21 protein-coding genes are annotated in these 26558 nt (G+C 61.3%); 3 read left to right on the top strand and 18 right to left on the bottom strand.

Going from position 1 to position 26558, the window contains the following annotated elements; translation table 11 throughout:
* Positions 1-130: 130 nt before the first annotated feature.
* The 14 genes from GNZ13_RS22575 to GNZ13_RS22510 all read right to left on the bottom strand — a co-directional run bounded on the left by GNZ13_RS22575 (position 131) and on the right by GNZ13_RS22510 (position 14586).
* Entirely contained in the window at positions 131-1459 is a 1329-nt protein-coding gene (locus GNZ13_RS22575; protein ID WP_172168204.1) for an aspartate aminotransferase family protein, read from the bottom strand.
* 34 nt (positions 1460-1493) lie between these two features.
* A complete protein-coding gene (locus tag GNZ13_RS22570; RefSeq protein WP_328807273.1) occupies positions 1494-2552 on the bottom strand; it encodes a C45 family peptidase in 1059 nt (352 codons plus the stop codon).
* A gap of 132 nt (positions 2553-2684) precedes the next feature.
* A complete protein-coding gene (locus GNZ13_RS22565; RefSeq protein WP_172168202.1) occupies positions 2685-3539 on the bottom strand; it encodes a MurR/RpiR family transcriptional regulator in 855 nt (284 codons plus the stop codon).
* Positions 3540-3960: 421 nt separating this feature from the next.
* On the bottom strand, positions 3961-4467 hold the full coding sequence (locus GNZ13_RS22560; protein WP_172168200.1) for a gamma-glutamylcyclotransferase family protein: 507 nt from the start codon (positions 4465-4467) through the stop codon (positions 3961-3963).
* 66 nt (positions 4468-4533) lie between these two features.
* The gene (locus tag GNZ13_RS52575; protein ID WP_236002135.1) at positions 4534-4875 is read right to left on the bottom strand and encodes a hypothetical protein; all 342 of its coding nucleotides are present in this window, start codon (positions 4873-4875) and stop codon (positions 4534-4536) included.
* A 218-nt stretch (positions 4876-5093) separates the two neighbouring features.
* Entirely contained in the window at positions 5094-5942 is an 849-nt protein-coding gene (locus GNZ13_RS22550) for an enoyl-CoA hydratase-related protein (protein ID WP_172168198.1), read from the bottom strand.
* 118 nt (positions 5943-6060) lie between these two features.
* Positions 6061-6264 (bottom strand): hypothetical protein, encoded by a 204-nt coding sequence (locus tag GNZ13_RS22545; protein WP_172168196.1) that lies wholly within the window; start codon positions 6262-6264, stop codon positions 6061-6063.
* A 133-nt stretch (positions 6265-6397) separates the two neighbouring features.
* Positions 6398-7105, bottom strand: coding sequence for a TetR/AcrR family transcriptional regulator (locus GNZ13_RS22540; RefSeq protein ID WP_172168195.1), 708 nt, complete (start codon positions 7103-7105; stop codon positions 6398-6400).
* 15 nt (positions 7106-7120) lie between these two features.
* Positions 7121-7291, bottom strand: coding sequence for a hypothetical protein (locus GNZ13_RS22535; protein ID WP_172168194.1), 171 nt, complete (start codon positions 7289-7291; stop codon positions 7121-7123).
* Between the two features lie 272 nt (positions 7292-7563).
* Positions 7564-8304 (bottom strand): OmpW/AlkL family protein, encoded by a 741-nt coding sequence (locus GNZ13_RS22530; RefSeq protein ID WP_172168193.1) that lies wholly within the window; start codon positions 8302-8304, stop codon positions 7564-7566.
* Between the two features lie 513 nt (positions 8305-8817).
* Positions 8818-10839, bottom strand: a complete 2022-nt coding sequence (locus GNZ13_RS22525) for an acyl-CoA synthetase (RefSeq protein WP_172168192.1) — start codon at positions 10837-10839, stop codon at positions 8818-8820.
* Positions 10836-11792: a fumarylacetoacetate hydrolase family protein gene (locus GNZ13_RS22520; protein WP_172168191.1), complete on the bottom strand. Its 957-nt coding sequence runs from the start codon at positions 11790-11792 to the stop codon at positions 10836-10838. The genes GNZ13_RS22525 and GNZ13_RS22520 overlap by 4 nt, the downstream gene beginning before the upstream one ends.
* A gap of 33 nt (positions 11793-11825) precedes the next feature.
* Positions 11826-12896, bottom strand: coding sequence for a VOC family protein (locus tag GNZ13_RS22515; RefSeq protein ID WP_172168190.1), 1071 nt, complete (start codon positions 12894-12896; stop codon positions 11826-11828).
* Positions 12897-12909: 13 nt separating this feature from the next.
* On the bottom strand, positions 12910-14586 hold the full coding sequence (locus tag GNZ13_RS22510) for a bifunctional 3-(3-hydroxy-phenyl)propionate/3-hydroxycinnamic acid hydroxylase (RefSeq protein ID WP_172168206.1): 1677 nt from the start codon (positions 14584-14586) through the stop codon (positions 12910-12912).
* Positions 14587-14734: 148 nt separating this feature from the next.
* On the opposite strand from GNZ13_RS22510, the gene GNZ13_RS22505 reads away from it, so the two are divergent.
* Positions 14735-15490 carry a TetR/AcrR family transcriptional regulator gene (locus tag GNZ13_RS22505; RefSeq protein WP_172168189.1) on the top strand — a complete coding sequence of 252 codons (756 nt, stop codon included), beginning with the start codon at positions 14735-14737 and terminating at the stop codon, positions 15488-15490.
* A gap of 290 nt (positions 15491-15780) precedes the next feature.
* Here the strand turns inward: GNZ13_RS22505 and GNZ13_RS22500 are convergent, their stop codons facing one another.
* From GNZ13_RS22500 to GNZ13_RS22490, 3 genes are read right to left on the bottom strand one after another with little or no spacing between them, the layout of a single operon-like run.
* Positions 15781-17244 carry an efflux transporter outer membrane subunit gene (locus tag GNZ13_RS22500; RefSeq protein ID WP_172168187.1) on the bottom strand — a complete coding sequence of 488 codons (1464 nt, stop codon included), beginning with the start codon at positions 17242-17244 and terminating at the stop codon, positions 15781-15783.
* A 2-nt stretch (positions 17245-17246) separates the two neighbouring features.
* Positions 17247-20420: an efflux RND transporter permease subunit gene (locus tag GNZ13_RS22495; protein WP_172168185.1), complete on the bottom strand. Its 3174-nt coding sequence runs from the start codon at positions 20418-20420 to the stop codon at positions 17247-17249.
* Positions 20417-21541 carry an efflux RND transporter periplasmic adaptor subunit gene (locus tag GNZ13_RS22490; RefSeq protein WP_216674976.1) on the bottom strand — a complete coding sequence of 375 codons (1125 nt, stop codon included), beginning with the start codon at positions 21539-21541 and terminating at the stop codon, positions 20417-20419. The genes GNZ13_RS22495 and GNZ13_RS22490 overlap by 4 nt, the downstream gene beginning before the upstream one ends.
* 496 nt (positions 21542-22037) lie before the next feature.
* Between GNZ13_RS22490 and GNZ13_RS22485 the strand changes: the two genes are divergently transcribed.
* Positions 22038-22811 carry a TetR/AcrR family transcriptional regulator gene (locus GNZ13_RS22485; protein ID WP_172168181.1) on the top strand — a complete coding sequence of 258 codons (774 nt, stop codon included), beginning with the start codon at positions 22038-22040 and terminating at the stop codon, positions 22809-22811.
* A gap of 101 nt (positions 22812-22912) precedes the next feature.
* Positions 22913-23260, top strand: a complete 348-nt coding sequence (locus GNZ13_RS22480) for a hypothetical protein (RefSeq protein WP_172168179.1) — start codon at positions 22913-22915, stop codon at positions 23258-23260.
* Positions 23261-23779: 519 nt separating this feature from the next.
* Here the strand turns inward: GNZ13_RS22480 and GNZ13_RS22475 are convergent.
* Entirely contained in the window at positions 23780-26062 is a 2283-nt protein-coding gene (locus tag GNZ13_RS22475; protein ID WP_172168177.1) for an amylo-alpha-1,6-glucosidase, read from the bottom strand.
* Between the last annotated feature and the right edge of the window lie 496 nt (positions 26063-26558).

Raw genomic sequence — 26558 nt, 5'->3', positions numbered from 1 at the left:
TGGCCCCAAGACCCGCAAACCCGCACCCTATGTCGAAGGCGCGGTAGCCCGTGCCCATCACAGTACCGCCCGCCTGCTTAAACGCGCCAAAGGCGAAACATCTTGATCAAGACCTTGAAAGGGCTGGGTCTCAGATGGCGGTCAGCGCGCCGTCGATCGCATCGGTCAGACGATTAACGATCTCGTCGATGTCGCGCGCGGTGCAGATAAACGGCGGCGCCAGCAGCACATGATCGCCGACCTTGCCGTCGACCGTGCCGCCCATCGGATACACCATCAAGCCACGCGCGAACGCCTCGCGCCGGATCGCCGCGTGCAGTTTCAGCTTCGCGTCGAACGGCGCCTTGGTGACGCGGTCCTGCACCAGTTCGACGCCGACAAAGAGACCTCGTCCACGGACGTCGCCGATATGCGGATGCTGTGCATAGTGCTCGCGCAGCCGGCCACGCAACTGCTCGCCGCGCGCCTGCACATTCGGCAGCAGATGGTCGTCGGCAATCACGCGTTGCACTTCGAGCGCCGCGGCGCAGGCGGTGGCGTTGCCGATATAGGTATGCCCGTGCTGAAAGAAACCCGAGCCGCCGACGATCGTCTGATAAATCCGGTCGCTCACCAGCGTCGCGCCGATCGGCTGATAGCCGGCGCCGAGCCCCTTGGCGATGGTCAGCAGGTCCGGCGCGATGCCGTCTTCCTCACACGCGTACAGGTAGCCCGTGCGGCCCATGCCGGACATGATTTCGTCGAGGATCAGCAGCACGCCATAGCGATCGCACACCGCGCGGATCTTGCGGAAATACTCGCGCACCGGCGGCACGGCGCCGGCCGTTGCGCCCACCACCGTTTCGGCGACGAATGCTGCCACCGTGTCGGCGCCGAGTTCAAGAATCTTCTGTTCGAGTTCGTCCGCAAGACGCTGCGCGAACTGCTCTTCGGTTTCGTCGGCGCGCTGCTCGCGATACGCGTAACACGGGCTCACGTGATGCGCTTCGATCAGGATCGGCAGAAACGGCTCGCGCCGCCACGCATTGCCGCCAATCGCGAGCGCTCCTAGCGTATTGCCGTGATAGCTCTGGCGCCGCGCGATGAAGTGACGGCGTTGCAACTCGCCCTTCTCGACGAAATATTGCCGCGCCAGTTTCAGCGCCGCCTCGATCGCTTCCGAGCCGCCCGACACGAAGTACACGTGTTCGAGCCCTTGCGGTGCGCTCGCCACCAGACGGTCGGCGAGTTCTTCCGCGACCTGGGTCGTGAAGAACGACGTATGCGCATACGGCAATTGCTGCGCCTGACGCTTGATCGCGTCGATCACGCGCTGATTGCTGTGGCCGAGACACGAGACGGCTGCGCCGCCCGAGGCATCGATATAGCGCTTGCCGGTGGAATCGATGATTTCGATGCCGTCGCCGGCGACAGCCACCGGCAGTGACTGCTTCGGCGAGCGATGGAATACGGTGGACATGGTTTTCCCTTTCCTTTCGATTGGCGGCGGCCGCTCAGGCGCGAGGCTGTGCGGGCGGCACGCCTGCGATGACGGTGTCGAGCGCGCGTTGTCCCTCTCGATAAACTTTCAGCGAGACACCGTCGGTGCCGATTTCGAAGAGCGCCGTAGCGAGCGTGTTCTCGTCGTCGGGATCGAGCGGATCGTCGCGATAGATCGGCAGGCCTGCAGGCGCGCGATCCTGCAACACGTTTAGCAATGTGGCGGGAGTGGTTGGACCGGCGAGCGTGCTCAGCAAATACTCGACGCGCGCCCGCCGGTCACGCGAAGAATCGGTGACGATTTGCGCCTCGGCTTCGCAACCGGAATGAATCAGGTGGTTCGCGTGACCAGCGATAGTGGACACCGTTTGCACGGAACGTCGCTTTGCACTTGCTTCGACGCTCAGAAGTCGCTCGTCGCCCGCACAACCGAGCGTGTGATGAAAACCGCTCGCCGCCGGTGTGTCGCGCATGATGTGCAGCGCTTCGTCGAGCGAGGCCGCGTCGAGCACCGCGCGCGCGAGAATCATCCGCGGCACGCCGGCTGCGGGTACGCGAATGCGCAGATTGTTGATGGCTTGCACGAGACCGGCGCGATTGGCCGCGAAGGTGTGACCCGGCAACGATCCAGGGTAATAGAAGCTTACGAAGCCGGGCTTGCCGGCAGGTCGAACCTCGACCAGCGCGCAACGCTCGCGCAGAAAGGGATCGCCGTCTTCATTGTGAGCAATGAAACGCGCGTTGCCGCCGACGGCGGCCAAAGTCGTGCAACCGTCCGGCGCGTTGTGAATCAACTCGCCGCGGCAATTCCACAAAAAGATGTCTTCCGCTGGCCAACCCAGTCCTGCGGCCATGCCGTCGAGCTCGACCAGCAGCGCCGGGAAATGTGCCTCGGCCGCAGCGCGCAGTTGCTGCACGAACGAATCGCCGCGCCAGCGCCGAACTGCACGCCACGCGCTGCTTTGCTCCATGTATTCGGCGAATACCGGTCTGGCGAGTTCACCCAGCCGGTAGCCGATGTCATACGGCTCACCGCCTACCTGAAAAAGACTCAAATCCTGCTTCGACGCCACGACTCACACCTATTCAACAATCGGTACACATTTATACTTCCAAACAACATTTGTTGTCAAACGGTGTGACGATGAAGCAAACGGAGCAGCTCTGCTCCGCGGCAGATATTTGCCTGGCTCAAACGAAGAACATCAAGGCACGTACGCGCCCTTGTCATGCAGCGATTGCTCGGCAATGCCGAGTTGCTCGACAGCGCCCGCCCCTTCCAGCGCGAGCAGATGCGCAACCAGCAATTCAGAAATCGCCGTGGCTGCCACCAGCGAAGGAAAGAACGACGGGCTTTCGTGCGAAAAGATCAGCACCTTGTCGGCGTTCAACGCGATCGGCGAGACCGCGCTGTCCGTGATCGCGATCAGCTTGCTGCCCTTTTCCAGCGCGGCTTCTGCCACGCGCGCCGCTTCGACTGAATACGGCGCGAAACTGATGACGATAGTGGCGCTGTCGCGTTCGACCGTGCGCAGTTGCATCTCGAGCGTGCCGGCTTCTCCGTTGAGCAGCGACACCGACGGGCGGAACAGCCGGTAGCCGTAGACAAGGCCGAACGCCACGGCATAACAGGAGCGAAAGCCTGCGACATGCACATGCGGTGCGCGCCGCAACACACGCGCCGCTTCCACGATCACGCGGCCGTTATGCGCGGCAGTGACTTCGAGATTGTGTTGTTGCGCGACCAGCAGGTCGTTGGCCAGCGCATCTTTCGATTTAACGAGCGAACGGGCGCGGCTGGTGAGCGGTTCGGGCCGCGTGCGCACGCGCGCGACGAACAGGTTGCGTAGTTCGTTCCAGCCGGGAAAACCCAATTGTTGCGACAGGCGCACCAGCGAGGCCGGTTGCACCTGCGCCCGCTCGGCCACTTTGCGCATCGACGAGACCGCGACTTCGTCGGGATGATCGAGCAGGAACCCGGCTCCCATCTGGAACTGCGGACTCAGTTCGGAGAAGCGCGCCCGAATCAGGGCGGCGAGCTGGTCAAAACTGTCTGGCATGCGATGGTCCGGGCGAGCGGTCGATAAGAATGACAACAAATGTTACCACCCGGTGCATCGCATCCAACAGAACTTCCAGCGTGCTGGTGGTTCGCAAACGATACCTGTCCTATCGCAATCTAACCTGTCCCAACAATTTTTCGCAAAACGAACTGGCTCAACTCCGAGAGGCTTGTCGCCCTACCTCGCTAACGGGTTGATTCGATTGCGCGATGGCCACGCAAGCGCAAATACAAACAGCCCGGCAACTGCCCTCTGTTGGGGTGTTGCAATAGTTACAATGGCTAGCGAATACGAGAGAGTTGCATCTGCGCCGCATTTGAACGTTGCAAAATCAAAGACTTAGTTTCTGACATCGCAAACAAAGCTGGCCTGAAGAAAAGCGGTTGCAAACGACATCTGGCCTAGCGTCATTTCCAAGTCAAACGTACATAGACGCCTCCTTCTCAGCCCTTGCGTACTCGGGGTCGTCAGCAGAAGCGACGGCTTCGATAGCACGAATGTAGTCGGCCGGGAGGTCAGCCTCCCGTGCGCCAATGAGCACGTGCTGCTTGTACCAGTGATACGGCATGAGGCCGAAACGTTTGTTCGTGGCAACGTATGTGAGCGCGTCTAAGGCACCAGCAATTGTGTCAACCTTTACTGTTTTAGGTTCATAACCCGCGCCTGTGCCTTCGAACCTGTCAAGCACTACACGTTCATGCAAAACCACTCCGAAAATGACCCCGTACACTCTGTCGCCTGCGACCCCAGTGCTCTCGCAGTCGCATTTGCCCGACCCATCCTTACTAACCTTGTCGAACACGAGTCTGCATCCGCTTACGAATCCTGTCACAACAACCCTCGCGGACGGCACCCGGGCGACCAATCGGCGTACCGACATGTTTGAGCCATAGGCGAAATAAGCGAATTCATCGGTTCTGAACATGTTCGCAACCCCCTTAACTGAATGGCCGAGGCCATACCACTTTTGCTCGCAGAATCGCTCCTCGGCCTAGCCGGCCGTTGTCTCTGTAAACAGCTCCGCATAGAGCGGCCGCTCCTCCGGAACAATCGCCATTCGAGCGACGTTGCGGGCTGCCGTGATGGCGGCTCGCAAATCCTGCGCACTCCAATTCGCACGTGTTGCCGCTGCAAGCAAAAAAGAAAGCGAACTACCGCACCGCGACTCAGTGAACCGCTCCGACAAAATTCGTCTCGCCTTTTTGTCGTCAAGTACCACGCTCCCGATGCCGTGCACAGCTATCGCAATCGCCGCGCTTTCACCATCGTCCAGCGTTTCTGCTGGCAGCCCGCTGACTAATGAAAGGTATGTCTCATAGGCTTGCTCGGACATTCTGCATAGTTGGAGGCAGCCATCATCAAATAGCAGTCGCAGCGGTGCGCTCTCCGAACGCTCTCCAGGCAATCGCCGAACCTCGGCGGCCGTACGCTCTTCCACCCAACACGCGACCCCGATGGCTCGCAGAATAGGACGTTCGCGTCGGAGTTTGATCTTCCCAGCTGGACGGCTGCAAACCAGCGAGTGCGGGACTGGCCTGCAGCGGTTCCCTGTCACCGCGGATTGCCCGTCTCGCGGGTTGTCAGCGGCGACAGTGCGTCGAAGCGACCCTGCCGCTCTTCATGCCAGGCGGAAATTGCCTCGGCGAGGTCGTGGGTGTCGAATATGGCGCTTTGCAGCAAGGCCATATGTCGCAGAGATTCGGACGTACTATGATCGCGCGCGAAGTTAATCGCAGTCTTGCACCCAGCAACGGCCAGCGGAGACTTCGACGCGATGGTTCGGGCCAGCTCCATCGCGTGCCGGAGCAGCGCCTCGGCATTGGGCAACACGGCATTCACCAGGCCGACTACCAATGCACGCTCGGCGCTCAACCGCTCACTGGTGTAGGCCATCTGGCGAGCCACGCCGGCGGGAATGATCTTCGGGAGGCGCTGCAGCACACCGAGGTCAGCCGTCATGCCGATCTGGGTTTCCTGCAGTGCGAAGAATGCATCGGTCGTGCAAATTCGAATGTCGCAGGCGACGGCGAGATCGAGGCCTCCGCCGATGCAGCCACCCTGAATTGCGCAGATGACGGGAAACCGGACCTGATCGAGCGTATCGAAGCAATCCATCAGATTTCTCAACGCATGCTGGAAGCCCAGCCGGGCCCGTGGGCTGCTGTTGTCAAACGCATCCGTCGTGCCGGTGAAGACGTCGAGCGCCATGCCGGCCGAAAAATGCTTTCCAGTGGAACTGATGACAAGGGCACGGGTGTCGCCCGCGGCATCGAGCGCCAGCACGGCGTCTCGCAACCCGGTGAAGAAGGCTAGGCCCATCGTATTGAAACGGTCGGGACGGTTCAGCTGGAGATGTGCGATGCCGGATTCGTTGCTGATCTGAAAGTATTCGTTATGCATGAATTGCCTCGCGAAGTCTGCCGTGAGTCTGCGGCGATTTTCCCAGTTAGTAGCCAATGGACGACTGACGCGATTTGAGTTCCCTCAATCGCCGATAGCTTGCGCCGCCATACCGTGGTCACTCCGACGGGCCTGATGCAGGAAACGGACTATGCCAGTCCATCCAGTCGTATAAGTCGCTATGGTGCGCCCATGCCCAGTTCCTTGCCGGAGTAGGATTAATCACCTCGACGACATCGTTCGACGCCGAACCCGCGTCGCTTGGGTCATTCGTGCCGCTTCGGTGATCGATATTTTGGGAATTCGTATGGTCGTAATACATGGCCAATCTCCTTTGACAGCTTGACGTACACAACTACCGGCGCCAACGGGACGAGACTTGAAGACCTTTGCGAGGGTGATCGGGGTACAGTGCGTCGGCCAGGCAGTTACCTTCAAATTCATCGTGCTGGGCGCTAGTCATGGATATTGTCGGCGCCCGTGGTGGGCGTCCGACGTCCGCGGCCTCGCTCGGGCACGCCCGCCCGATGATCGGCCTGCGGTATTTCTTCCGACTGCCGCCGCGATACGCAGGAAAAAAATCCGGCAAGCACCGTCTGCATAACCTTGTCGCTTACCATCTGCGGGTCGCACAGTCTGAAGAACTGCACACCATCGCACAGGCTCACCAAGCCGAGTGCGAGGGCGTCCGCCTGCAGCGGCAATGAGCTGCCGTTGCGCTCCGAAAACGTGCGGATGTACGCGCTAACCTGGCCGAGCTTTTCATTCTGGAAGGCGTTAAAGCTTTCCTGAAACCCCGCGTCTCGATACGCGAGTAGTTTTGCTTCGACCCAGAGCAGAAAGAAGTCTTGATCACGAAAATATCGGCTGTAGTATGCGATGGCGCGCGCCGTCGTTCCCGCGGGCGTGCCGCCCTCTTCCATGATCGCCCGCAGGTTGGCCCGTGCGCTGTCGTGGTCCCGGCGCAGCAACTCAAGCAGCAGCTCCGGCTTGCCATCGAAATTCGAGTAGAACGCGCCGCGCGTGTAGCCGGCGGCCTCGGCGATGTCCTCCACGCTTGTGGCGGCCAATCCCTTTTTGACGAACATCGTCCGCGCAGCCTCAAATAAGTGCTCACGCGTCCGCTCTTTGCGCTGTGCGTGTGTCAGGCGTTCCCGTTTCATGGCATAACTTACTGGTCAGATCGCCATCTGCGGGGCCGCGTAAGTGGGCGAAACCGCCTCGGACCGCTTCCAGTCCACGAAATCGCGCTCCTTCAGGCGATCACGATAGACGGGAAAGCGGCGTGCCGTCAGGTCAAGGACCTTGGGCAAGACAAAAAGAATGGTCTTGAGGACCTGTCGTTTCATTATTCGATCCAAAGAGAAACTTTGTTGCGCAAGCGGTGGCATGACTGACCGCTTCCCCGAGCGTGCGAGCGGCCCGGGCGAGCGCGGTCATGCCGGACTGTGGGTCAGAGACCCTGCATCGCCGCGCCCTGTTGCCGCGACGTGTGTCGCAACGTGTCGTAATCGACCGTGATGTCGCAGACCGGCAGCCAGGTCCGGGTAGCGAAAAATAACGTCCATGTCTTCGATGAGCGTTCAAATCTCTGGATTGACGCATTGACCACCTGTACGCGCTAGAACGTATAGGCGACGTTTAGGAAGACGTTAAGCGGATTGAGTCGGAGCGTCGATTTGGAAACGATCTGTGTTCCAGTCGCGGTCTGCCCGTATAACTTCAGGTGGGTCTTCACCGGAACGTAGCCCAGAGAGGTTCCGACCGACCAGTGTTTTGTAATCGCGTAATTTGCCCCGGCCTCGAATACAGGATTCCACGATGAACTAAGGGTCGCTCGTGCCGAGCCGCCTGGACCGAGGCTATCAGTGACAAACTGGCTATTGGTCGTCCGAACCTGGGTGAACCATGTGTAGTTCACGCCGAGTCCCACGAACGGACGCAATTTCGATTCGGCTGAAAACAGGTGGTATCGAAGTTCGATAGCGGGCGGCATGGGCCTTGTCGAGCCGAGGTTGCCATACTTCTGAAGCGTCCCATCACCAACCAGATTTACCTTCAGTGGCAGCCCCAAAAGCGTGGCGATACCAATGTTGTCCGTGACATAGTACTCGGTGGTAATTCCCACCGTGTCGGTTGAGCTGGCATGCGCCCCGGTACCGGCGAGCTGCCGATTCACCGATACTCCGCCAATGCTTTCCACGGTTAGTGGCGTTGCGTCGCCCTGTGGCGCAATGTGAAGCCATCCTGTCGACAGCGTTATGCTTCCGGCAGACTGCGCATTGGCATTGTCGATAAGCGCGACCGAGCAAATGCAAGCAGCCATACCGACCGAACTGATTGCGCGTTTGTAATTCCTCATGTCTCTTCTCCTGTCGCAATGTCTGGAAATTTTTACGAATCGTTGTTGTTGCAGCTGGATCTGCTCAATTGGCTGTTTTCTTCCTTTCGTACAGCTACACATGCCACATACTCCGACCGCCCTGCACCCTAGTAAGCGTGCATGGCCAGACGTTCCGTCTCAGGCGGGAATACGCACCACGCGCCGTCGCGGTGCCGGAAGAAAAAGAATCCAACCGGGCCTGTCGGTAGCAGTATCTCGATACGAACACAGGGTCTCTGATTCGAGCGCGCGCGGCCGAATCGGGTAACCCGAACCGACGTAGAAGGAGTCGGCCCGAGCCATTTTTCAACCTGCGAACGCAAGGACCTTTCTGATGCAACAATCATCCTCTTTTCCTCCACCATCAAATAAGGTGTACTAATCTAAAAATAACGTCAGGCATTTTGAAATGCGGCATCGGGGCGCGTACGGGTGATTAACCTTTGATCGGGGCCCATGACCGAACGCGCCCCTTTGATGTCGTTGCTCGTGTTACGTTGGCCCGCCGCGCGCATCTATCGCTGCCGGGTCTATCACCGCCGGTTGCTCTGCCCGTGAGGGCCTCGCAGCAGCCGAGATCGAAAATGCGAACGGAAAGCGCCCGAGAGCGGAAGTCGCCAATGCTTCGAGCGCGGGGTCGGCAAGTTCGACGTGGAGTGAAATCCCGCGCGAGCTGTCATCAATGAGGCTAACAGTTGCATCCTCGACGCCGGCCTCCACGAGTGCCGACCGTAAGGCGTCTGCCGTTTCGCGGCGTTTCAGCGCCGGCTTGAAGATCTTGCCGACGCCCGTCAGCGGCATCGCATCCACAATCCGAATCCCCTTTGGCAGCGCGGCGCGTTCGTTGATCTCGTGACGCAGAAACTCGGCCAATTCCGCCTCGGTTGCGGTTGTACCTGGCTTTAGCTGCACATAGGCGACCGGCAACTCGCCCGCGTGCATATCGGGGCGCCCTACAGCTGCGGCGATCTGGACTGCGGGATGGCGATGCAGTGGTTCTTCGATTACTGCAGGGTCGATGTTGTGTCCGCCCCGGATAATCAGCTCCTTCTTCCGGCCGGTGAGCCAGAAGTAACCGCCGTGGTCGCAGCGTCCGAGATCTCCGGTATTGAGCCAGCGCCCGCCGTCACCACCTTCCATCCAGATGCCACTGTTCTGCTCCGGGCGGATATAGCCAACAAACACGTTTGGCCCTGAGATAACCAGCTGGCCGACCTCACCCGCAACGCAATCCCGTACATACCGGCCACTTTCATCGACCACTACTGCTTTCATTGCCTGACCGGGCAGACGAAGACCAATCGAACCGACCCTGCGCTCGCCAAGCGGAGGGTTCACGCTGCTAACGCAGGTACCTTCCGTGAGGCCGTAGCCCTCAAGGATTCTTATTCCTGTACGATCCTGGAAAGTGCGAAGTAATTCGACCGGCATGGGGGCGGCGCCGCACAGCCCATACTCGAGCGAGCTGATATCGTGCTCGCCAACCGGAACGTCCAGCAGCGATCCGTAGAGCGTCGGGACACCGCTGAAGAAGTTGATGCGGTAATGCTCGACAATTTCCCAGAAGCGCTTTACAACGCCCTCGCCCCGATAACCTTGCGGTGTGCCGAGCACGACATGGGCCCCACGCGAGAACGCCAGCAGACCTGTCACTAGCACGGCGTTGACGTGGAAAAGCGGCAACCCGCAAAAAATCGTTTTCCCCGGACCAATGCTTTCGCCGAAGAATTGACCCGCGTTCCACGCATTGGCCACCTCGTTGCCGTGCCGTCGAATCGCAATCTTCGGCAGTCCGGTGGTGCCGCCCGTGCAGAAGAAGGACGATACATCATCGATGCTCATTCGACGCGTGCCGCTGAGCGCCATCCCGGACTCCCTCGCGATGGCAATGCTGAAATCGTGGATGCCAACATGCGCAGGAACGGCACCGTGAATGCCGCCAGGCCCATGCAGTTTTGAACACTCGCCACGTTGAAGCATCCGGGCCGCGAATCCCTTTTCGCCCGGCATGCGGTCGGCCGGATTCACGAGCACGAGATGCTGCAGGCAAGGGACCTTGCGCAGCACCGCTTGCACCTTCTGCCAAAGGTCGGTTCCGGGAAACGGCGCCAGGGTTACGAGCACGCTCGCACCTGAGGCGTTGAGCAGTTCGCCGATGGCTTCGCCCTCAAGCAGCGGATTGATCGCGCAGACAATCCCGGCGGCTTCCCCACCCCAGACCACAAAGTGCGTTTCAGGGAGGTTGGGCAGAACGTATGCGACAACCGAGTCGCGCTGCACTCCCAGACGGGCAAACATGTTCGCGGTTCGCGTGACATCACGCACGAGTTCACTATACGTCCAGCACTCAGCGTCCCGGTGATCGTCGGCGGTTGCAAAAAACGAAAGTGCGGGTGCCGACGGATTGATGGCCGCACCCCGACAGATCATCTCGTAGGTGCTAGACGGCAGATCCGCTGGCTGCCCTTGCACCTCGATGGCAAGGACATCGGCCATGTTTGCGATCCCTTTCATTCTGCCTCGTCCACGACGACGTTACGTTGCACGCCCAGGTCGATCGACCCGTCGCGGCTGACGATATGTGCCTCCACGACGTCGCCCGCTCGCAGGTACTGCGGCCTTTCCTCCTGCATCTTCAGGAAAAGGCGCCACTTTTCCGCTTCAGGCAGTTGCGCCGCGGCGCGCTGCTTTTCGGGCGACGGAATGGTCAATGCACAACCGGCGGGCGTGCCCGTCGCGAGCAGATCCCCGGTGCGAAGATCGTGCACGCCCGAAAGCTCCGTCAAGGTCTCAGCCGGGCCGTAGACAAGATTCGCCGTGGAATCGCTCTGGCGGACGGTTCCGTTTACCGTCAGCGTCAGATCGAGGTCCTTCAGGTTCGGCATATCGTGCCGCTCGAAGAGGCAAAGGTAAGGACCGACGGGGCCGAATGTGCGATAGCTCTTGCCCTTGTAGAACTGCATCTGCGGAATCTGGATGTCGCGCGCGGAGTAGTCGTTGACGATCACGGCGCCGGCGATGTAGTCATGCAGGTTCCCGTCCGTGACAGTTTGGCGGGACGTGACATCGCGTTTGAGGACAAGACCGAGTTCGATCTCGTAGTCGAGGAACTGCACCTCGTTTGGCTTCACCACAGGCGAGTCGGCCGGAACAATGCAGCTTGTCGCCTTCGTGAAGATCATGTTGAATTTCTTCACATCCGGGTCCATGCCGGACTCGATCATATGCTGCCGGTAATTCGCACCCTGGCAGATGAACTGCTGATTGGCAGTCACGGGCGACAACCATTGCACCTCCGATTCGGAAAGCATCGGATCGCTTAGCACGGCCAGCCGTTCAACCGGATTGGCTTCGATAAACTCCGCGGTCGTCTTGAACTCGCCAGGAACCGGCGTGATAGCGCCGTTAGCGACGACGCCCCACTGGGCGCGGCCATGATGCCTGTAATGCAGAACGTGAAGTGCCATTTATAGATCTCCGGATTCTATGGAAGGGTTGGTTCAGGCGAAAAGCTTTGCCAGCGTCCGCAGCTTGCTCAGCGTCAGGTCGGGGCTGCGGCGCAGGTTTCTGAAGAGCGCCACAATGCTTGCCGGCGTGAATCTGGGCTTCGTGAAGCTACGCGGCATCGTCGGTCCCCATTGCGCCATTGCTTCGCGGCTCACCGCGTGTACACCCGCCGGAGCATCGGCCGTGAAGAGATCGCCGTCGCAATAGTGCTCATGCTTGTCGCCCCACGGGTCCTGCCAGTAGTCGAAGATCTGGCTGCCCAGGATATGACGGCCAATTCCCCACGCGTGCGTCCAGCCCTTGTCGCGCAGGACGCGCTGGCCCATACCCACCGCGTCGGCGTCGACGACTTCGTAGGCGCTATGGCTGTAGGTGGGCACGAAGCCTTGTGCAAGCGCAAGCGTATGGTGATCGGCCGGCTTGTCGTCGAGATCGAGCCGCATGAACGCGACGACGGGCGAACCATCGGGAAGTACCTGCACATCGCTCGGGATGAAGCCAAAATGTCGCGTATACCATGCGCAGGTTTCCTGATAGTCGGCGAGTTCGAGCACGACATGTCCGAGCCGGATAACTTCGGGCGCGCACTCGGGCGGTCGCTGCGTCCCGTTAATCCGGACGGCCGCATCTACGGAGTTGAAAGGCAATGGCGGCCGATGGGATAACGTCGAAGCTGGCGCCTGGCCCCATATTGCATCGACGCGAAAGCCGGAAGGGTCGGTCAACCGGACCATATAGCCGCCGCCGGGCAACGGCGAGCGCTCGACCTCAGAGGCGCCAGGCACTTTTGCAAGCGCATCAAGATCGGCCCTGCTGTCGACCCGTAGCCCAAAACCAACGAACCGGGATTTCGGCGCCTTTCGGACGACGTAGCAGAAATGCGAAGCACCCGTTCCCCGCAGCAGGACGAGCGCATCAGTGCGCGATACAGTTCGGAGCCCGAAGTCATTGAGAAATTGCTCGGCTTTCTCGAGATCTGGCCGGTCGAATATCAGATAGGCCAATGCCGACGCTTTCGTCGTGGGATCGGGGTGACGGGATGGCTGTACAGTAGTCAGTTTCATGGCAGAACGGAAATCAAACGGTTCGGATGGCGTGTTCGGCTTCCATAGCCGGCGCGCCGACGGGGTTCGTCAGCAAGGCAAGACTCTCGCGCACGATACGGTTCACGTCGGTGGCCGCACCGTCGTGGACAATCGTCTTGTCGGGCCGGACTACGGCAGCCCACCCGACGGGCGCGAGCCCCGGAAGAAATACGCCTTCGAGGTCTTCCCAGCTGTCGAGCGGGGCAAGATGCAGCCGTTGCCCCCGATGGGCAATCTGGACAACGCGCCCCCCGGCACGCGCAAACGCTGCGGCCGTCGCGTCCTCTAGCACAGCCGCCGCATCCACGCCAAACCCGATCAGCGTGAGACCCTGCCCGAGCACGTCGTCGCTCAGACACGTGGTTCCATCGGAACCTCTCACCCAGCCTTGCGCGATGACCGCGCCACGAACAAGCCTGGTCGACGAGCGGCCCTTGACGAACAGTCCACTGCGAAATGTGTTCTTCGGCTTGATCTGCAGTTCCTCAAATTGCGCGCGCAGGCGCGGCACGAGTCCCGCAAGGCGCATCAACCCATGAGTCAACAGCGCAACTGCGCCACTTCGCGGCATGACGAGCCTACTCATGAATTTTGCGAGGTTGATCATTGCCTTTGCATGGGGGCGCCGCTCCTCGTCATAGGTATCGAGAATCCTTGGGTCAGCACGTCCGTGTACCACCCATGCCAATTTCCAGCAAAGATTGGCGGCGTCCCGAAGACCTGCTACCAGCCCCTGCCCGACGAATGGAGGCGTGATATGGGCCGCGTCGCCCGCGAGGAACACCCGCCCCTTGCTGAATGCGTCAACGGTGCGCGCATGGAAGCGATACACGGCCTTGCGCTCGATGATCATCTCTTCGACGTTGCCCCATGGAGAGAGCAACTCCCGGATGCGTGTCTCGGATTCCATTTCCTCGCGTCGCTCGCCAGGCTGCAGCATGAATTCCCAGCGTTCACGGTGGCCAGGCGCGACCATATGCGGGATTGGCCGACGGTGATCGCAGATGAATTCGATGTGATCGATCGGACGTGGTACGTAGCGGGCATCGACGATCAACCAGTCCTCGGCGAACGTCTTACCTTTGAATTCCTGCCCGATGAGTTGCCTCACCAGCGAACTCGCCCCGTCCGCGCCGACCATATAGCGGGCCCGGACCCCATGAGTGCGCCCGTGCCCGAGGTCCAGCGACGCGAGCACATGGTCCCGTTCCTCCGTGAAGCCATTCAGTCCGACACCCAGCGCAATATGCGCACAGTCATATGTCTCGAGCCGGGCGCGCAGGCACCGCTCGAGATCCGGCTGGTAGAACGTGACGAGCTTCGGATGGCCATCCAGGCTGCCCAGCGAATTCACGCTGCCGAACAGGCCCAGCATGGGCGACCTCATTCGGACGTACGGTATGGCGATCGTCTCGAAATCGCGCTCGCCGACGCCCGCAAGCTGAAGGAGGCGCAGCGCCTCGTTATCCAATGCGATTGCACGGGGCGCCATGAATACTTCACGCGACTTGTCTACAACCATCACGTTCACACCGTGCCGTGCCAGCAGATTGGCGGTCGCCGCACCGACCGGGCCACACCCGACTATCAGCACCTCTACTGCCTCGGGCAGGTCACGCGTCGACGGCTGAACCGGGTCCTGCAGGCCGGACGGCCCGGTGGTGTTTATTGCTCCTGTCTCCACTGTCACTCCATCTGTCTATTTGTTTGTCGGGCGTCAACCGTGCGCCTTATTGACATTAAAGTCATTACTGATAATTTTGTCAAGAGAGACATTTCAATCTATACTTGGATATGAGCAAAGACTGGAACTCGTCATGGCGAACTCTTTAAACCGCCCCGCGCCCAAGCGCTCCACCCGTGCGGCCCCCGTTTCTCCGGTCGCCGTTCCCGAGGAGCGCGAGCCACGCGGAGCGCGCCGCAAGCGCGAGACGCGTGCCCGCCTGCTCGACGCTGCCCTCCGCCTAATGGCGGAAAAGGGCATGGAGGGCGTAGCGATCAACGAAATCACTGAGGCCGCCGATGTGGGCTTCGGCTCGTTCTATAACCACTTCGAGTCGAAAGAAGCCGTCTACGCGACGCTCGTCGACAACGTGTTCGAGGAATTCGCCGACATGCTCGATCGCCTCACCGGGGGCCTGTCCGACCCGGCTGAGGTGATTGCCGTCTCGGTGCGCCATACCCTGATGCGTGCGCGGCGCGATCCCGTATGGGGACGCTTCCTGATACGTGAAGGGTTTTCGGCGAGCATCCTGAGCCGCGGGCTGGGCCAGCGGCTACTGCGGGATATCGGAAACGGCATCGCCGCCAAGCGCTTTGTGGTCGCCGACCCTTTCATCGGCTTTCTTTCGGTGGGCGGTACGGTGCTTGCGGCAATTGCGGCCGAGCTGAATTTTGTCGCGCCGGGGGCGCCGGCGGCAGAACTGCTCGACGAACTCGGCTTCAGTGGAGAGCACTTCGCCGAGCGTACGGCAGCAGCGCTTCTGCAAACGCTCGGGCTCAAGCGCACAGAGGCGGAGAAGATTGCAATGCGAGCGTTGCCACTGGTCGAGGCGGAAGTCGACGCGGAATGAGGCGGGTGAAGTCGAGACGCGACACGAAGAGACAAAGGGCCTTTCCGCATGGCCTTGTCCATCAATCTGTTCCTGGATCGGACCTCCGCTCAACCTGGTGAATGTTGTGCATCCAGATGAGCAAAGTTTGGTCGGTCTGACCTGGCACGCGCCGCTCTACTGGTTCGCCCGACGGCTTACTCTCTATCTCGCATAACAAACTGGTCTGGGTTGACCTGGCACCGGCAGATTCACCCAATGGAGAGCGACCCGGTTCATCGCGACGCTCTCCCCGACCTACGGAAACAAGGTCATTCTCTTGACGTCACGTGCGGCTGATCGGCAGGCAATTCGCCCATCGCCTGGAAGAGTGCGGCGGTATCGCTCATACGCTGGCTCCCGGCGCGGGCGGCGCCAAGCTGTGCGTTGAGAAACCGCTGCTCGCTGGCGTGCTGCGCCGTTGACGGAAGGGAACCCAGGCGGGCGCGTGACGCCGTTTCGTCGAATGCCGCATGGGCTGCCTGTGCCGCTCTTTCGGCAGATGCCAGCGTCTGCGCGTCATTGTCCAGTGCGGCAAGCGAATCCGCGACATCCTGGAACGCCGACAGAACTGTCGACTTGTAGTGCAGAACCGTCGCATCGTAGGTATCAATCGAGGCTCTGCGTTGCGCGAACAACGCCCCACCATGGAAGAGCGGCTGGGACAGGCCCGCACCGATCGCCCAGAGCCCGCCTGCACCTGAGAGCATCGCGGGCCAGCTAAAGCCCCCGCGACCCATCGAGGCCGTCAGTGACAGGCTCGGAAAGAGTTGCGCGGTCGCAGCGCCAACGTCGGCCGCGGCGGCCTTCACGGCGGCATCGGCTGCCTGAATGTCCGGACGCGAACGCAGCAGGTCCGACGGCACGACGACGGGCACATGGTCGGGCAACGACAGACTGTCGAGGTCCGGAACGGCCGGTGCGTCATCCGGCGTACGGCCCATCAATACCGCCAGCGCGTGGACCGCTGAGGCGCGTTGCTGGCGCATGGCCGGAAGACTCGCCGCGATCGAATCTGCATCTTGCGTCGAGTTGAGCGCCTGCACGTGCGAAATGGACCCGAGCGCGTACCGTTGCTGGTCCTCGTTTGCAGTTTCGCTCGCCACGGCGACGAGCCGTTCGGTGAGCGCGATCTGGCGATCGAGCGCCGCCACATTGATCGCCGTGCCGACGATGTTGGCGGCAAGCGCGCGCCGGGCCGCTTCCAGCTCGTACCCCTGCACGTTCACGCGAGCGGCAGCCGCCGCATTGGCGTAGCGCGTCGCGCCAAAGAGATCGAACGTGTAGTGCGCCTGAATCTGACCGGCGAAGAAGTTATAGCGTACCTCGGTGGGGCCGATGCCGGGCACGACCGGTGAACGCGCACGCTCGACCTGGGCGGCAGCGTCGACTGAAGGCAGCGTGGACGAACCGACCTGCGCGCGCAATTCCTCATGCGCGGCAGAGAGCGTCCGCTGCGTAGCCGCAAGCGTCGGACTGTTGCGCAGGCCTTCCTCGACGAGCGCATCGAGCGCGTCGGACCGGTAAAGCCGCCACCATTGAGGAGCGGCCGCCGAGCCGATGTCGAACTGCTGCGCAACGCCATCCGCCACGACAGTCCTGGACGGCTGCGCCTGCACGCCATAATGCGTGGGCGAAGGCATCGCCGGGGGCTCGCCACCGGGACCGAACGAGCAGGCCGTCAGTGCGAGCGCCGTAGCCACGGCGAGAACGGATGTCTTATAGGCAAGCTTCATGATCAAATCTCCGTATGCTCGACGACAACCGGTTGCATGCCGCGCTCATCGCGCCGGATCCTGAAGCACGTCGCATAGAGTGCCGGCAGGAAAAAAATGGTCAGTACCGTGGCGATCGTGATGCCACCCATTAGCGCGGTCGCCATGGGCCCGAAGAACGCTGAGCGCAGGAGCGGAATCAAGGCGAGCACGGCGGCGGCGGCCGTCAGCATGATCGGCCTGAAACGCCTCACCGTTGCACCGATAATCGCGTCGAAGCGCGCGTGCCCCGCCGCGATGTCCTGATCGATCTGGTCGACCAGAATCACGGAGTTGCGCATGATGATGCCGAACATGGCAATCACGCCGAGCAACGCGACGAAACCAAAGGGCTTGCCGAACAGGAGCAGCGCGGCCACGACGCCGATCAGCCCGAGCGGCGCTGTCAGCACGACCATAAACGTCCGCGAGAAGCTCTTCAGCTGGATCATGAGCAAGGTCAGAACGGCGATGATCATGAGCGGCATCTCGGCGTTGATCGAGGTCTGGCCTTTCACGCTTTCTTCAACCGCGCCACCCACCTCGATGCGGTAGCCGACCGGCAGCGTGGCTTTTTGCTCCGCGAGCGCGTGCTCGATATCGCGAGTCACGTCGATGCCCTGCGCGTCGCCCCGAATGTCGGCCTGCACTGTGATCGTCGGCTGCCGGTCGCGCTGCCAGATCACGCCGTACTCGAGCGTGTCTCGAACGTGTCCGAGGGAACCGAGCGGTACCGGGCCGTTCGGCGTCGGAATCGCGAGGCTCGTGAGCTTCGCCGGATCGACACGCTCGCTCGCCGGCGCACGCAGATCGACGTTGATCAGCTTGTCCCGCTCACGAAACTGCGTGACCGTGTACCCCGAGAGCGTCATGGCCAGGAAGTTCGATACGTCCTCAGACGTGACGCCAAGCTGGTGCGCCCTGTTCTGGTCGATCTCGAACGAGATCGACCGTTCCGCCGGCTCGTCCCAGTCGAACTGCACATCGCGCGTGCGGGAATCGGCGCGGACCTTGTCGGCGACTTTTTCAGCAATCGAGCGCACGGTCGCAATATCGTTACCACTCACGCGGAACTTGATCGGGAAACCCACGGGCGGGCCGTTCTCGAGCCGCGCGACACGCGTGCGCGCGCCGGAAAACTCTCTCCCGAGTTTGGCATCGAGCCAGTGCATCAACTCGTCGCGGTTTTCGACGCTTTTGGCCGTGATCACGAATTGAGCGAAGTTTGGCTGCTGAAGCTGCTGGTCGAGCGGAAGGTAAAAGCGCGGTGCACCGGTGCCCACAAAGTCGACGAAGTGCTCGATCCCGGGCTTGCCGTCGAGCACCTTTTCCAGGCGCTTCGCTTCACGCAACGTCGCCTCGAACGAGGCGCCTTCCGGCAGTCGCAGGTCGACGAGCAGCTCAGGCCGTTCCGAGTTCGGGAAGAACTGTTGCGGCACGCGCGTGAAGGCCGCCATCGCGATGGCGAACAGTACGGCAGTGACGCCAAGCACGGCCCAGCGACGCTCGATACACCACGTGACCCATCCCGAAAGGCGCTTGTAGAAGCCGGTGTTGTAAACGTCGTGCTCGTGGTGGTGCCCGCCACTTTCGTGGCCCTTGCGCTCGGGCAGCATGTGATAGCCCAGCAACGGGACCAGCACGACAGCAGCGAACCACGAAACGATCAGCGAAATGGCCGACACTTCGAAGATCGAGCGCGTATATTCGCCTGTGCTCGATTTCGCGAGCGCGATCGGCAGGAAGCCCGAGACCGTGACGAGGGTGCCCGTCAGCATCGGGAACGCCGTGCTTGTGTACGCGAACGCCGCCGCGCGCGTGCGGCTCCAGCCCTGTTCGAGTTTCACGGCCATCATTTCGACGGCAATGATCGCGTCGTCGACGAGCAGCCCCAGCGCGAGCACGAGCGTGCCGAGCGAAACCTTGTCCAGCCCGATATTGAACACATGCATGCACAGCGTCGTCACGGCCAGCACGATCGGAATCGTGATCACAACGATCATGCCGGTGCGCAGGCCGAGCGAAACCAGGCTCACGACCAGCACGATCGCTACCGCTTCGCCGACCGACCTGACGAACTCATCCACCGAGTGCTTGACCGCGTGCGGCATGCTCGATATGGGAGCCAGCTTGAGCCCCGCCGGCAGGGTCGCCTGGAGTTCGGCGGCTTTTGCGTCGAGCGCCTTGCCGAGGCTGATCACGTCGCCACCCTTTTGCATCGTGACGCCGATGCCGAGAACCGCCTGCCCCCCGACGCGCATCTGGGTGACGGGCGGATCGTCGTAGCCGCGGGTGATCTTTGCGATGTCCCCGAGCCGAAACGTGCGTTTGTTCACGGTGAGAAGCGTGTCGGCGAGCGCCTGCACGTCCTTGAACGCGCCGCTCGGTCGCACGAACACCCGGTCGTCCGCCGTCGCAACGGTGCCGACCGGTGCCACAGTATTTTGTGCGTCGATGGCCTGGGCGAGTTGCTGCGGCGTGATGGAGAGCCGCGTCAACTCCGCATTCAATATTTCGACGAAGATGTGCTGGTCCGGGTCGCCAAAGTAGTCGACCTTGGCGACGCCGGGCACGCGCAGCAGGACAGTGCGCAACTGATCTGCGTAGTCGTGCAGTTGCGCAGGCGTAAAGCCGTCGCCTTCGAGCGCATAGATGTTCGTGTAGACGTCACCGAACTCGTCGTTGAAAAACGGTCCAACCGTCCCCTTGGGCAGCGTTGCCGCGATGTCGCCCACTTTCTTGCGCACCTGGTACCAGGTCTCGGGGACCTCCTTGACCGGGGCCGAGTCCTTCATGGCGAAGAAGATCATCGACTCGCCGGGCCGCGAGTAACTCTTGATGTTGTCGACATACGGCGCCGCCTGCAACTGACGGCCGATCCGGTCCGTGATCTGTTCCTGCACCTCGCGGGCAGTCGCACCCGGCCAGTAAGTCTTGACCACCATGGTCCGGAACGTGAACGGCGGGTCCTCCGACTGGGCAAGCTGCGTATAACCGATCACGCCGAACAGGGTCGCAAGCCCGATCAGAAAGATGACGAGCTGCTGATGGCGCAACGCCCAGGCGGAGAGATTGAAACCGCCTTCGCCATGTGCCTCGGCGTCGGACGGGGTGACGGGCGCGCTGTCGCGCGCGGTTTCAGGGTCGCGGGCGTTCATGACGAAAAATCCTCGGGATGCAGCGGGGCCACTACTTGCACGTGCTGGTTTGCGCTCACTGCGTGAACGCCTTGCATCACGACCCGGTCGCCGTCGTGCAGGCCGCCGGTGACTGAGACCGTGCGTTCGTCGTAGCGCGCGATGCTGACAGGGCGCAGCTCGAGGGTGTCGCTGCCGGCGCGCACCACCCACACCGCTGGATCCTCGCCTTTGTGAAAGAGCGCCGTCACAGGCAGCGCGAACGGACGCGCCGCGGCCGCATCGCCGACGGCATCGAACGCAACATTGGCCGTCATGCCGAGGCGAACTTCGGGGCTCGGCGCAGCCAGCGTAAGCTTCACGCGCCAGGTGCGGCTTTGCGGGTCGGCGGCAGGCGATACCTCGCGCACGCGCGCCTCGAAGGTCTTGCCGGGCAGCGCGGACAGGCTCACGCTCGCCTTGCTGCCGACGGTCAATGCACCAAGTGTCCGCTCGGGGGCGTCACAGACGATATCCACGTCCCCCGTCCAGTCGAGGTGATAGACGGCCTGAGCTGCCTGAACGTTCTGACCGGTGTCGGCGTCCTCCGACGTGATGACTCCGTCGTGGTCTGCCGTGAGCGCGGCGTAGCGCAGGTGATCGGTGGCGAGCGCCATTTGGGCAACGGCCGAATCGCGCTGCGCGAGCGCCGTGGCGTAGGCGTCCTGGGTCTGCTCCATCTGCGCTGGTGCAATCAGGTTTGCCTGCGCCTGAGCTTTATCTCGATCGAGCTGCTGCCTGGCGTACACGAGGCGATGTTCAGCGGCGTCTAACTGCGCGCGCGCATTGACAAGGTTATTGCGCAGATCGGTAGGGTCGAGTAGCGCAACGGTCTGCCCCGCCTTGACGGTATCGCCGAGATGAACCGTCCGTTCGGTGACCTTGCCTCCCACCCTGAACGAAAGGGGTGTGGAGTACCGCGCTTCGACCTGGGCCGGCAACGAGGCGCTCGGGGTGCGCCCGTCGGGATGAATCGCGAGAGCGACAACGGGTTTGGGCTCCGGGGGAGCCGTTTCGCGCTGGTGGCACGCCGAAAGCAGGATTGCGCCGCAAGCCGCGATGAGAAGCCGTCCTCGGAGGGATGGCCGGGCGGCGGCCGACAGGAAGGGACGCGAAAGCGTCTGCGCGTTAAGACCGGAAAGTTTCACGATGTTCACAAGGCAGGTGATGGTCCAGTAATAAAAATGGGCGAGGCATCGGAAGACACGGTGCGTCTGGCAGCATGCTTTGCCATGTGCGTTAGCGCTCGATTCGGCATGCCTGTAACTTAGTAGTCCTACTCGCCTCTTATGCTACAAACCGCTTGCAACTCTTCATACTTCGTCATCGCACGCGACACACACGAAACAGCTAAAGAACGAGCGTAAAACAGGTCCTCGCCCCGAGCCCGGCGCTGGTGGACGTGGACGGCAGTGGACGACAGTGGACGACTCGTCTTCAGCGCTACAACGCCCGGTTCCGGGCAACGTCGCTACTCAATTCGTCTGTCGATGCTGTCACTGATCCTCCCGCGACAGTGACATTAGACCCATAACTGATACTATTGTCAATCATGACGATTAAATCTACGATATGACAATACAGAAATTTGGAGCCGTGATGCCTGGTACCCCGAACTCCCGTGCACCCCGGCAGCGCACGCAGAAGTTGCCAGCTCAGGCTCAGGCGACCGAAGGGCGCCAGCCGCGCGGCACCCGCCGCAAGCGCGAGACCCGCACCCGCCTGCTCGACGCCGCGCTCAGGCTGATGGCTGAAAGAGGGACGGATTTCGTGGCCATTAACGACATTACCGAGGCCGCAGACGTCGGTTTTGGCTCCTTCTATAACCACTTCGAGTCGAAGGAAGGGATCTTTGCCGCGCTTGTCGAGTGGGTGTTCGAGGAATTCGCAGATACGCTTGATCACCTCGCCAGCGGACTGTCGGACCCGGCCGAAGTGGTCGCCGTGTCAGTGCGCCATACGTTGATGCGCGCTCGCCGCGAGCCGGTGTGGGGACAACTCCTGATCCGCGAGGGTTTTTCGGTGCATGCGCTTAGCTGGGGTCTCGGCCAACGACTGCTGCGCGATAGTCAAAGAGGCATTTCCGCGAAACGCTTTGTCGCCCCGGATCAATTCATGTGCATCGTTTCGGTTACGGGCATCATCTTCGCGGCGATCGCCGCTGAACTGCACTTTGCCGCCTCGGTCACACCAGCGATCCAACGGCAGAAGGTATCTGGACTCGGTGAACAAAACTTTGCGGAGCGCGCTGCGACGGTCGTGCTACAGGCACTTGGACTCAAGCTCGCGGAGGCGGAGCGAATTGCGCAGCTGCCGTTACCCACTGGTAAGCCAGGAGTCAAGGTCTATCGAGCAAAACCGCGCGTCCGCTGATCGGGTGGACAATTTCCAGCCTCAGGCCACAGCTTGAGGGGCGACGAGACCACAAGCGAGGCAGCTGTGATCGGAAAATCCGCGGAACATTTTGAATCAGATTGCCAAACGCCAAAGCAGATCTCTCGTTTAGAGGCCAGCTGCATGAGAAACAATTTTTTGTCTCATCGTTGAACGTCAACTCGTGCTCTCCGCTGGAATCACCTTTTGATTGGGCGGGTCATCAACCGAAGCAGTTTCGGCTCAATGGCCAACGCCCATGGGACCATCTCAATCCTGTTCTAACCATCGCGAGCCTCTTGGAAGGTGCCGATGGTTGGGAGCTTTCCGATGCCGAGTGGTCTCGCATCGAGCATCTTTTCCCGCCCGGCTCCTCACTGACCACTGGCGCTCGTGCCCGAAACCTCCTCGGAGCGATTTTGATGAAACTCGGCACCGGCGTCGGCTGAACTTCGGTGAACTCAAAATTTGGAACGACGGCCGCTGTGAGCTCGTTTTATCTAAACTGGCGGAAGTCAGGAAGATGGGAAAAGGTCGTCACGGCAGTGATGGAAACAAGGAAGCAAGCAGCCCCCTGGCTGACCAATTGTAGGCTTGACGAACGCCAGCTCCCTGAAGCCACCGCTCGCAAGCGCTTCGCAAGCAGACCGCCCATCTGGGCGGTCTTTTTTTGGCGTCGCTATATAAAAAGACGGCGATGCGACGACCGTCCTATCCCGAACGCTGAGAGGAAAAGCTCATTCGTCGACTCAACCGTCGCGCCTAGGACAACATTGATTGCGAACTCAGGACAAGTTTCGTTTGCAAAATGTTTTTGAAACCGCGCAGGCTCTAGGCCAGCTTGATTTGCAAAAGACTCGCCCTGCATTTTTTACAATCTCTTTGTTTTCAACAAATTACACGGAGCTAGTGGGACAGGTTTCGTTTGCAAGTCACAAGTGTGCTTCATGCCTCGCGAAGGTGCGCGTCTACAGAAGCGCGACCACTCGCACGTCGCCCTGCTCGGCCGCCGACGCGACCACCTTGTCGCCGATCCGCCGGAACGTGATCGACACCGACGAATCGCCCACCTTGAGATCCCCGAGTTCGAGCCAGTCGATGCCTTCGGGCAGCATGGGCTGTTCGATCACGACTTCGCGCCGCTCCGCGTCGATCGTGATACCCAAACAGGCTTCGAGCATCATGAACGGCGAGCCCGCCGCCCAGGCTTGCGGCAGACAGGCGACCGGATAGGCGGTGGGCGGTTCGCCCCGTCGCCGCGGGAAACCGCAGAACAGCTCAGGCAGGCGCATGTCGAAATTGACCGCCGCCTGGAATAGCGCCTGCAACAGCCGCACGGCCGCCGCCTTGCCGCCATAGCGTGACAGGCCGCGCGCACAGAGCGCGTTGTCATGCGGCCAGACCGAGCCGTTGTGGTACGCCATCGGATTGAAGCGCGCCTGGCTCGCGGCTAGCGTACGCACGCCCCAGCCGGTATGGAACAGCGTGGAGTCGAGCGCGTGCACCACCGCTTCACCACGCTCGCGCGAGGGCAGGCCGAAGGCCAGCAAGTGGCCCGCATTCGACGCCATTACGCGGCAGAGTTCGCCGTGGCCGTCGAGCGCGATGCCATAGAAGCCGGACTCTTCCATCCAGTACTTTTCTTCGACGCATTGACGGATTTTCTTCGCACGCTCGCTGTATTGCTTTGCCTGATCGTGCAGGCCGCGCAGCTTGGAAAAGTGAGCCATCGTGTCGAAGGCGGCACTCGCATACGCCTGCACTTCGACGAGTGCGATAGGACCGTCGGGGAAACGGCCGTCGGCGTGGAAGACCGAATCGTGGCTGTCCTTCCAGCCTTGATTGGCGAGACCGCCGTCGGACTCGCGCTGATAGTCCAGCAGACCGTAGCGATTCTTGTCGCAGACACCCGCGACCCACTGCGCCGCGCGCTCCAACGCCGGCCACAACTCGTCGACCAGGGCAAAATCACCTGTGCGAGCCGCATAGGCGCCAGCCAGCACGATGAAGAGCGGCGTACTGTCGACACCGCCGTAGTACAGCGCGAACGGCACTTCGCCGGTGGCGGCCATTTCGCCCTTGCGCATCTCGTGCATGATCTTGCCGGGCGCGGCGTCACGAAACGGCGAATTCTCGCGCGCCTGATGTTCGGCGAGAAAGCGCAGCACGCCCGCAGCCAGATTCGGTTGCAGCCACAGTGTCTGCAGCGACGTGATGATCGCATCGCGGCCGAACGGCGTTGAAAACCACGGGATACCGGCGTAGGGATACGGACCGGTGGCGAGATCGGTAGTCAGCAGACCCAGGTCGGCAAGCGAACGGTCGATCCACGCGTTGAAGAGCGGATTGCTCGAACGCACGCGCGCGGTGACGCGGCGCCGTTCACGCATCACCAGGTGGGCGTCGACCAATGCGGCGCGCACGGCAGCACGACCGACGCGCGGGCGCTCCGCGTCGATTTGCGACAGATGGGCTTCGCTGACCGCGTGCGTGGGTTGTGCGACACCCGCGGCCGGCTTGTCGGCTTGCGCGACCACTTGCACCGAGACAGACAGATAGATCGACACGCACGCTTGCGCCGGCAGCTTGACGGTGTAGTCCGCGCGATTGGCGAAGAGCTTGTCCGGCTCCGGCGAGAAGGCGATCTGCACATTGCGCGCCACGTCATCGAGACCGATATAGCCGAGCAGCACCTCGCGATTCTCGACGCGCGCCGGTTCGACACGGCCCTGTTTGTCGCGCTTGAGGCCGCGCACTTCGAACATGTCGCGGAAGTCGCTGGCGAAGGAGATCGACAGCGGCACGACTGCATCGCTCGTACCGTAGTTGGTGAGTTCGATGGCTTCGTTGAGCACGGTGCCCGAGAGCACGCGCACACGTTCGACGTGGATTACGCCTTCCGGCGTGCTGTCGCCGCCGAGCGGCGGCAGGGGGCGATTGGTCAGATGCGCGGTGAACGACGTGTTGTCGCTGCTGACGCTGCCGGACAGCAGCGAGGGTGCGCGGCCGCCAAAGGTGAGGCGCAGGCTCGAGAGGACGCGGGTGTCGTTGACGAACAGGCCGTCGTCGAGGCCGGTGATATCGCCGAGGGGGTCGTTGACGATGAAGGTGTCGCCAGACTTCAGCACGTGCTGGGTCGCGCTCGCGAGATTGAGGTTTTCCGTCGGGATGAATGCGCCGTCCGGCTCGGGTTCGCGGTGGTCGATTCCGCCCGAGTGGGATAGGCCGCCGAGGGCTTCTGGCTGCTGCATCAGGGTCGCTCCTTTCGTGGTCGCTTTCGGTGTTCGCTTTCGCGTTGACTTTCAGGTTCGGTTGGCGCTGGGTGCTGGATGGTCGCTTCCGATTGTAGAGGGTCTGTCTGCGTCAGACGAACTTATCACATGGGAGTTTCGATTTTTTTGTTTTGGCATGGGACATGCAGGTGGTTTGGTTTTTTTTGTTCCCTGCGCGGGGCTTATCGTCTGTATGCCTAGGGCGTTGGCCTTTCCTTGATCTGGTTTCTTGGCCTTTCCTTGATTTGATATTGGATTATTAGCGTCGCCCCTGTGCGGGGCAGGCACCTACTTTTCTTTGCCTGCCGCAAAGAAAAGTAGGCAAAAGAAAGCGGCTCAAACCGCTAACCCAACTTTCGCTATTCGCGGCCTCGGCTGATGCCAAGTCATTGATTTTAAATGACGTGCATATCAACAGTCTTCACTACAGGGCGTACGTTTTGGTAGCGGCCACTGGCGATGGCCGGGCCGTAAT

The organism is Paraburkholderia elongata (assembly GCF_013177735.1).
Classification (GTDB): domain Bacteria; phylum Pseudomonadota; class Gammaproteobacteria; order Burkholderiales; family Burkholderiaceae; genus Paraburkholderia; species Paraburkholderia elongata.
Note: the sequence above shows the minus strand (reverse complement) of the source record. Positions and strands in the feature narration are given on the sequence as shown.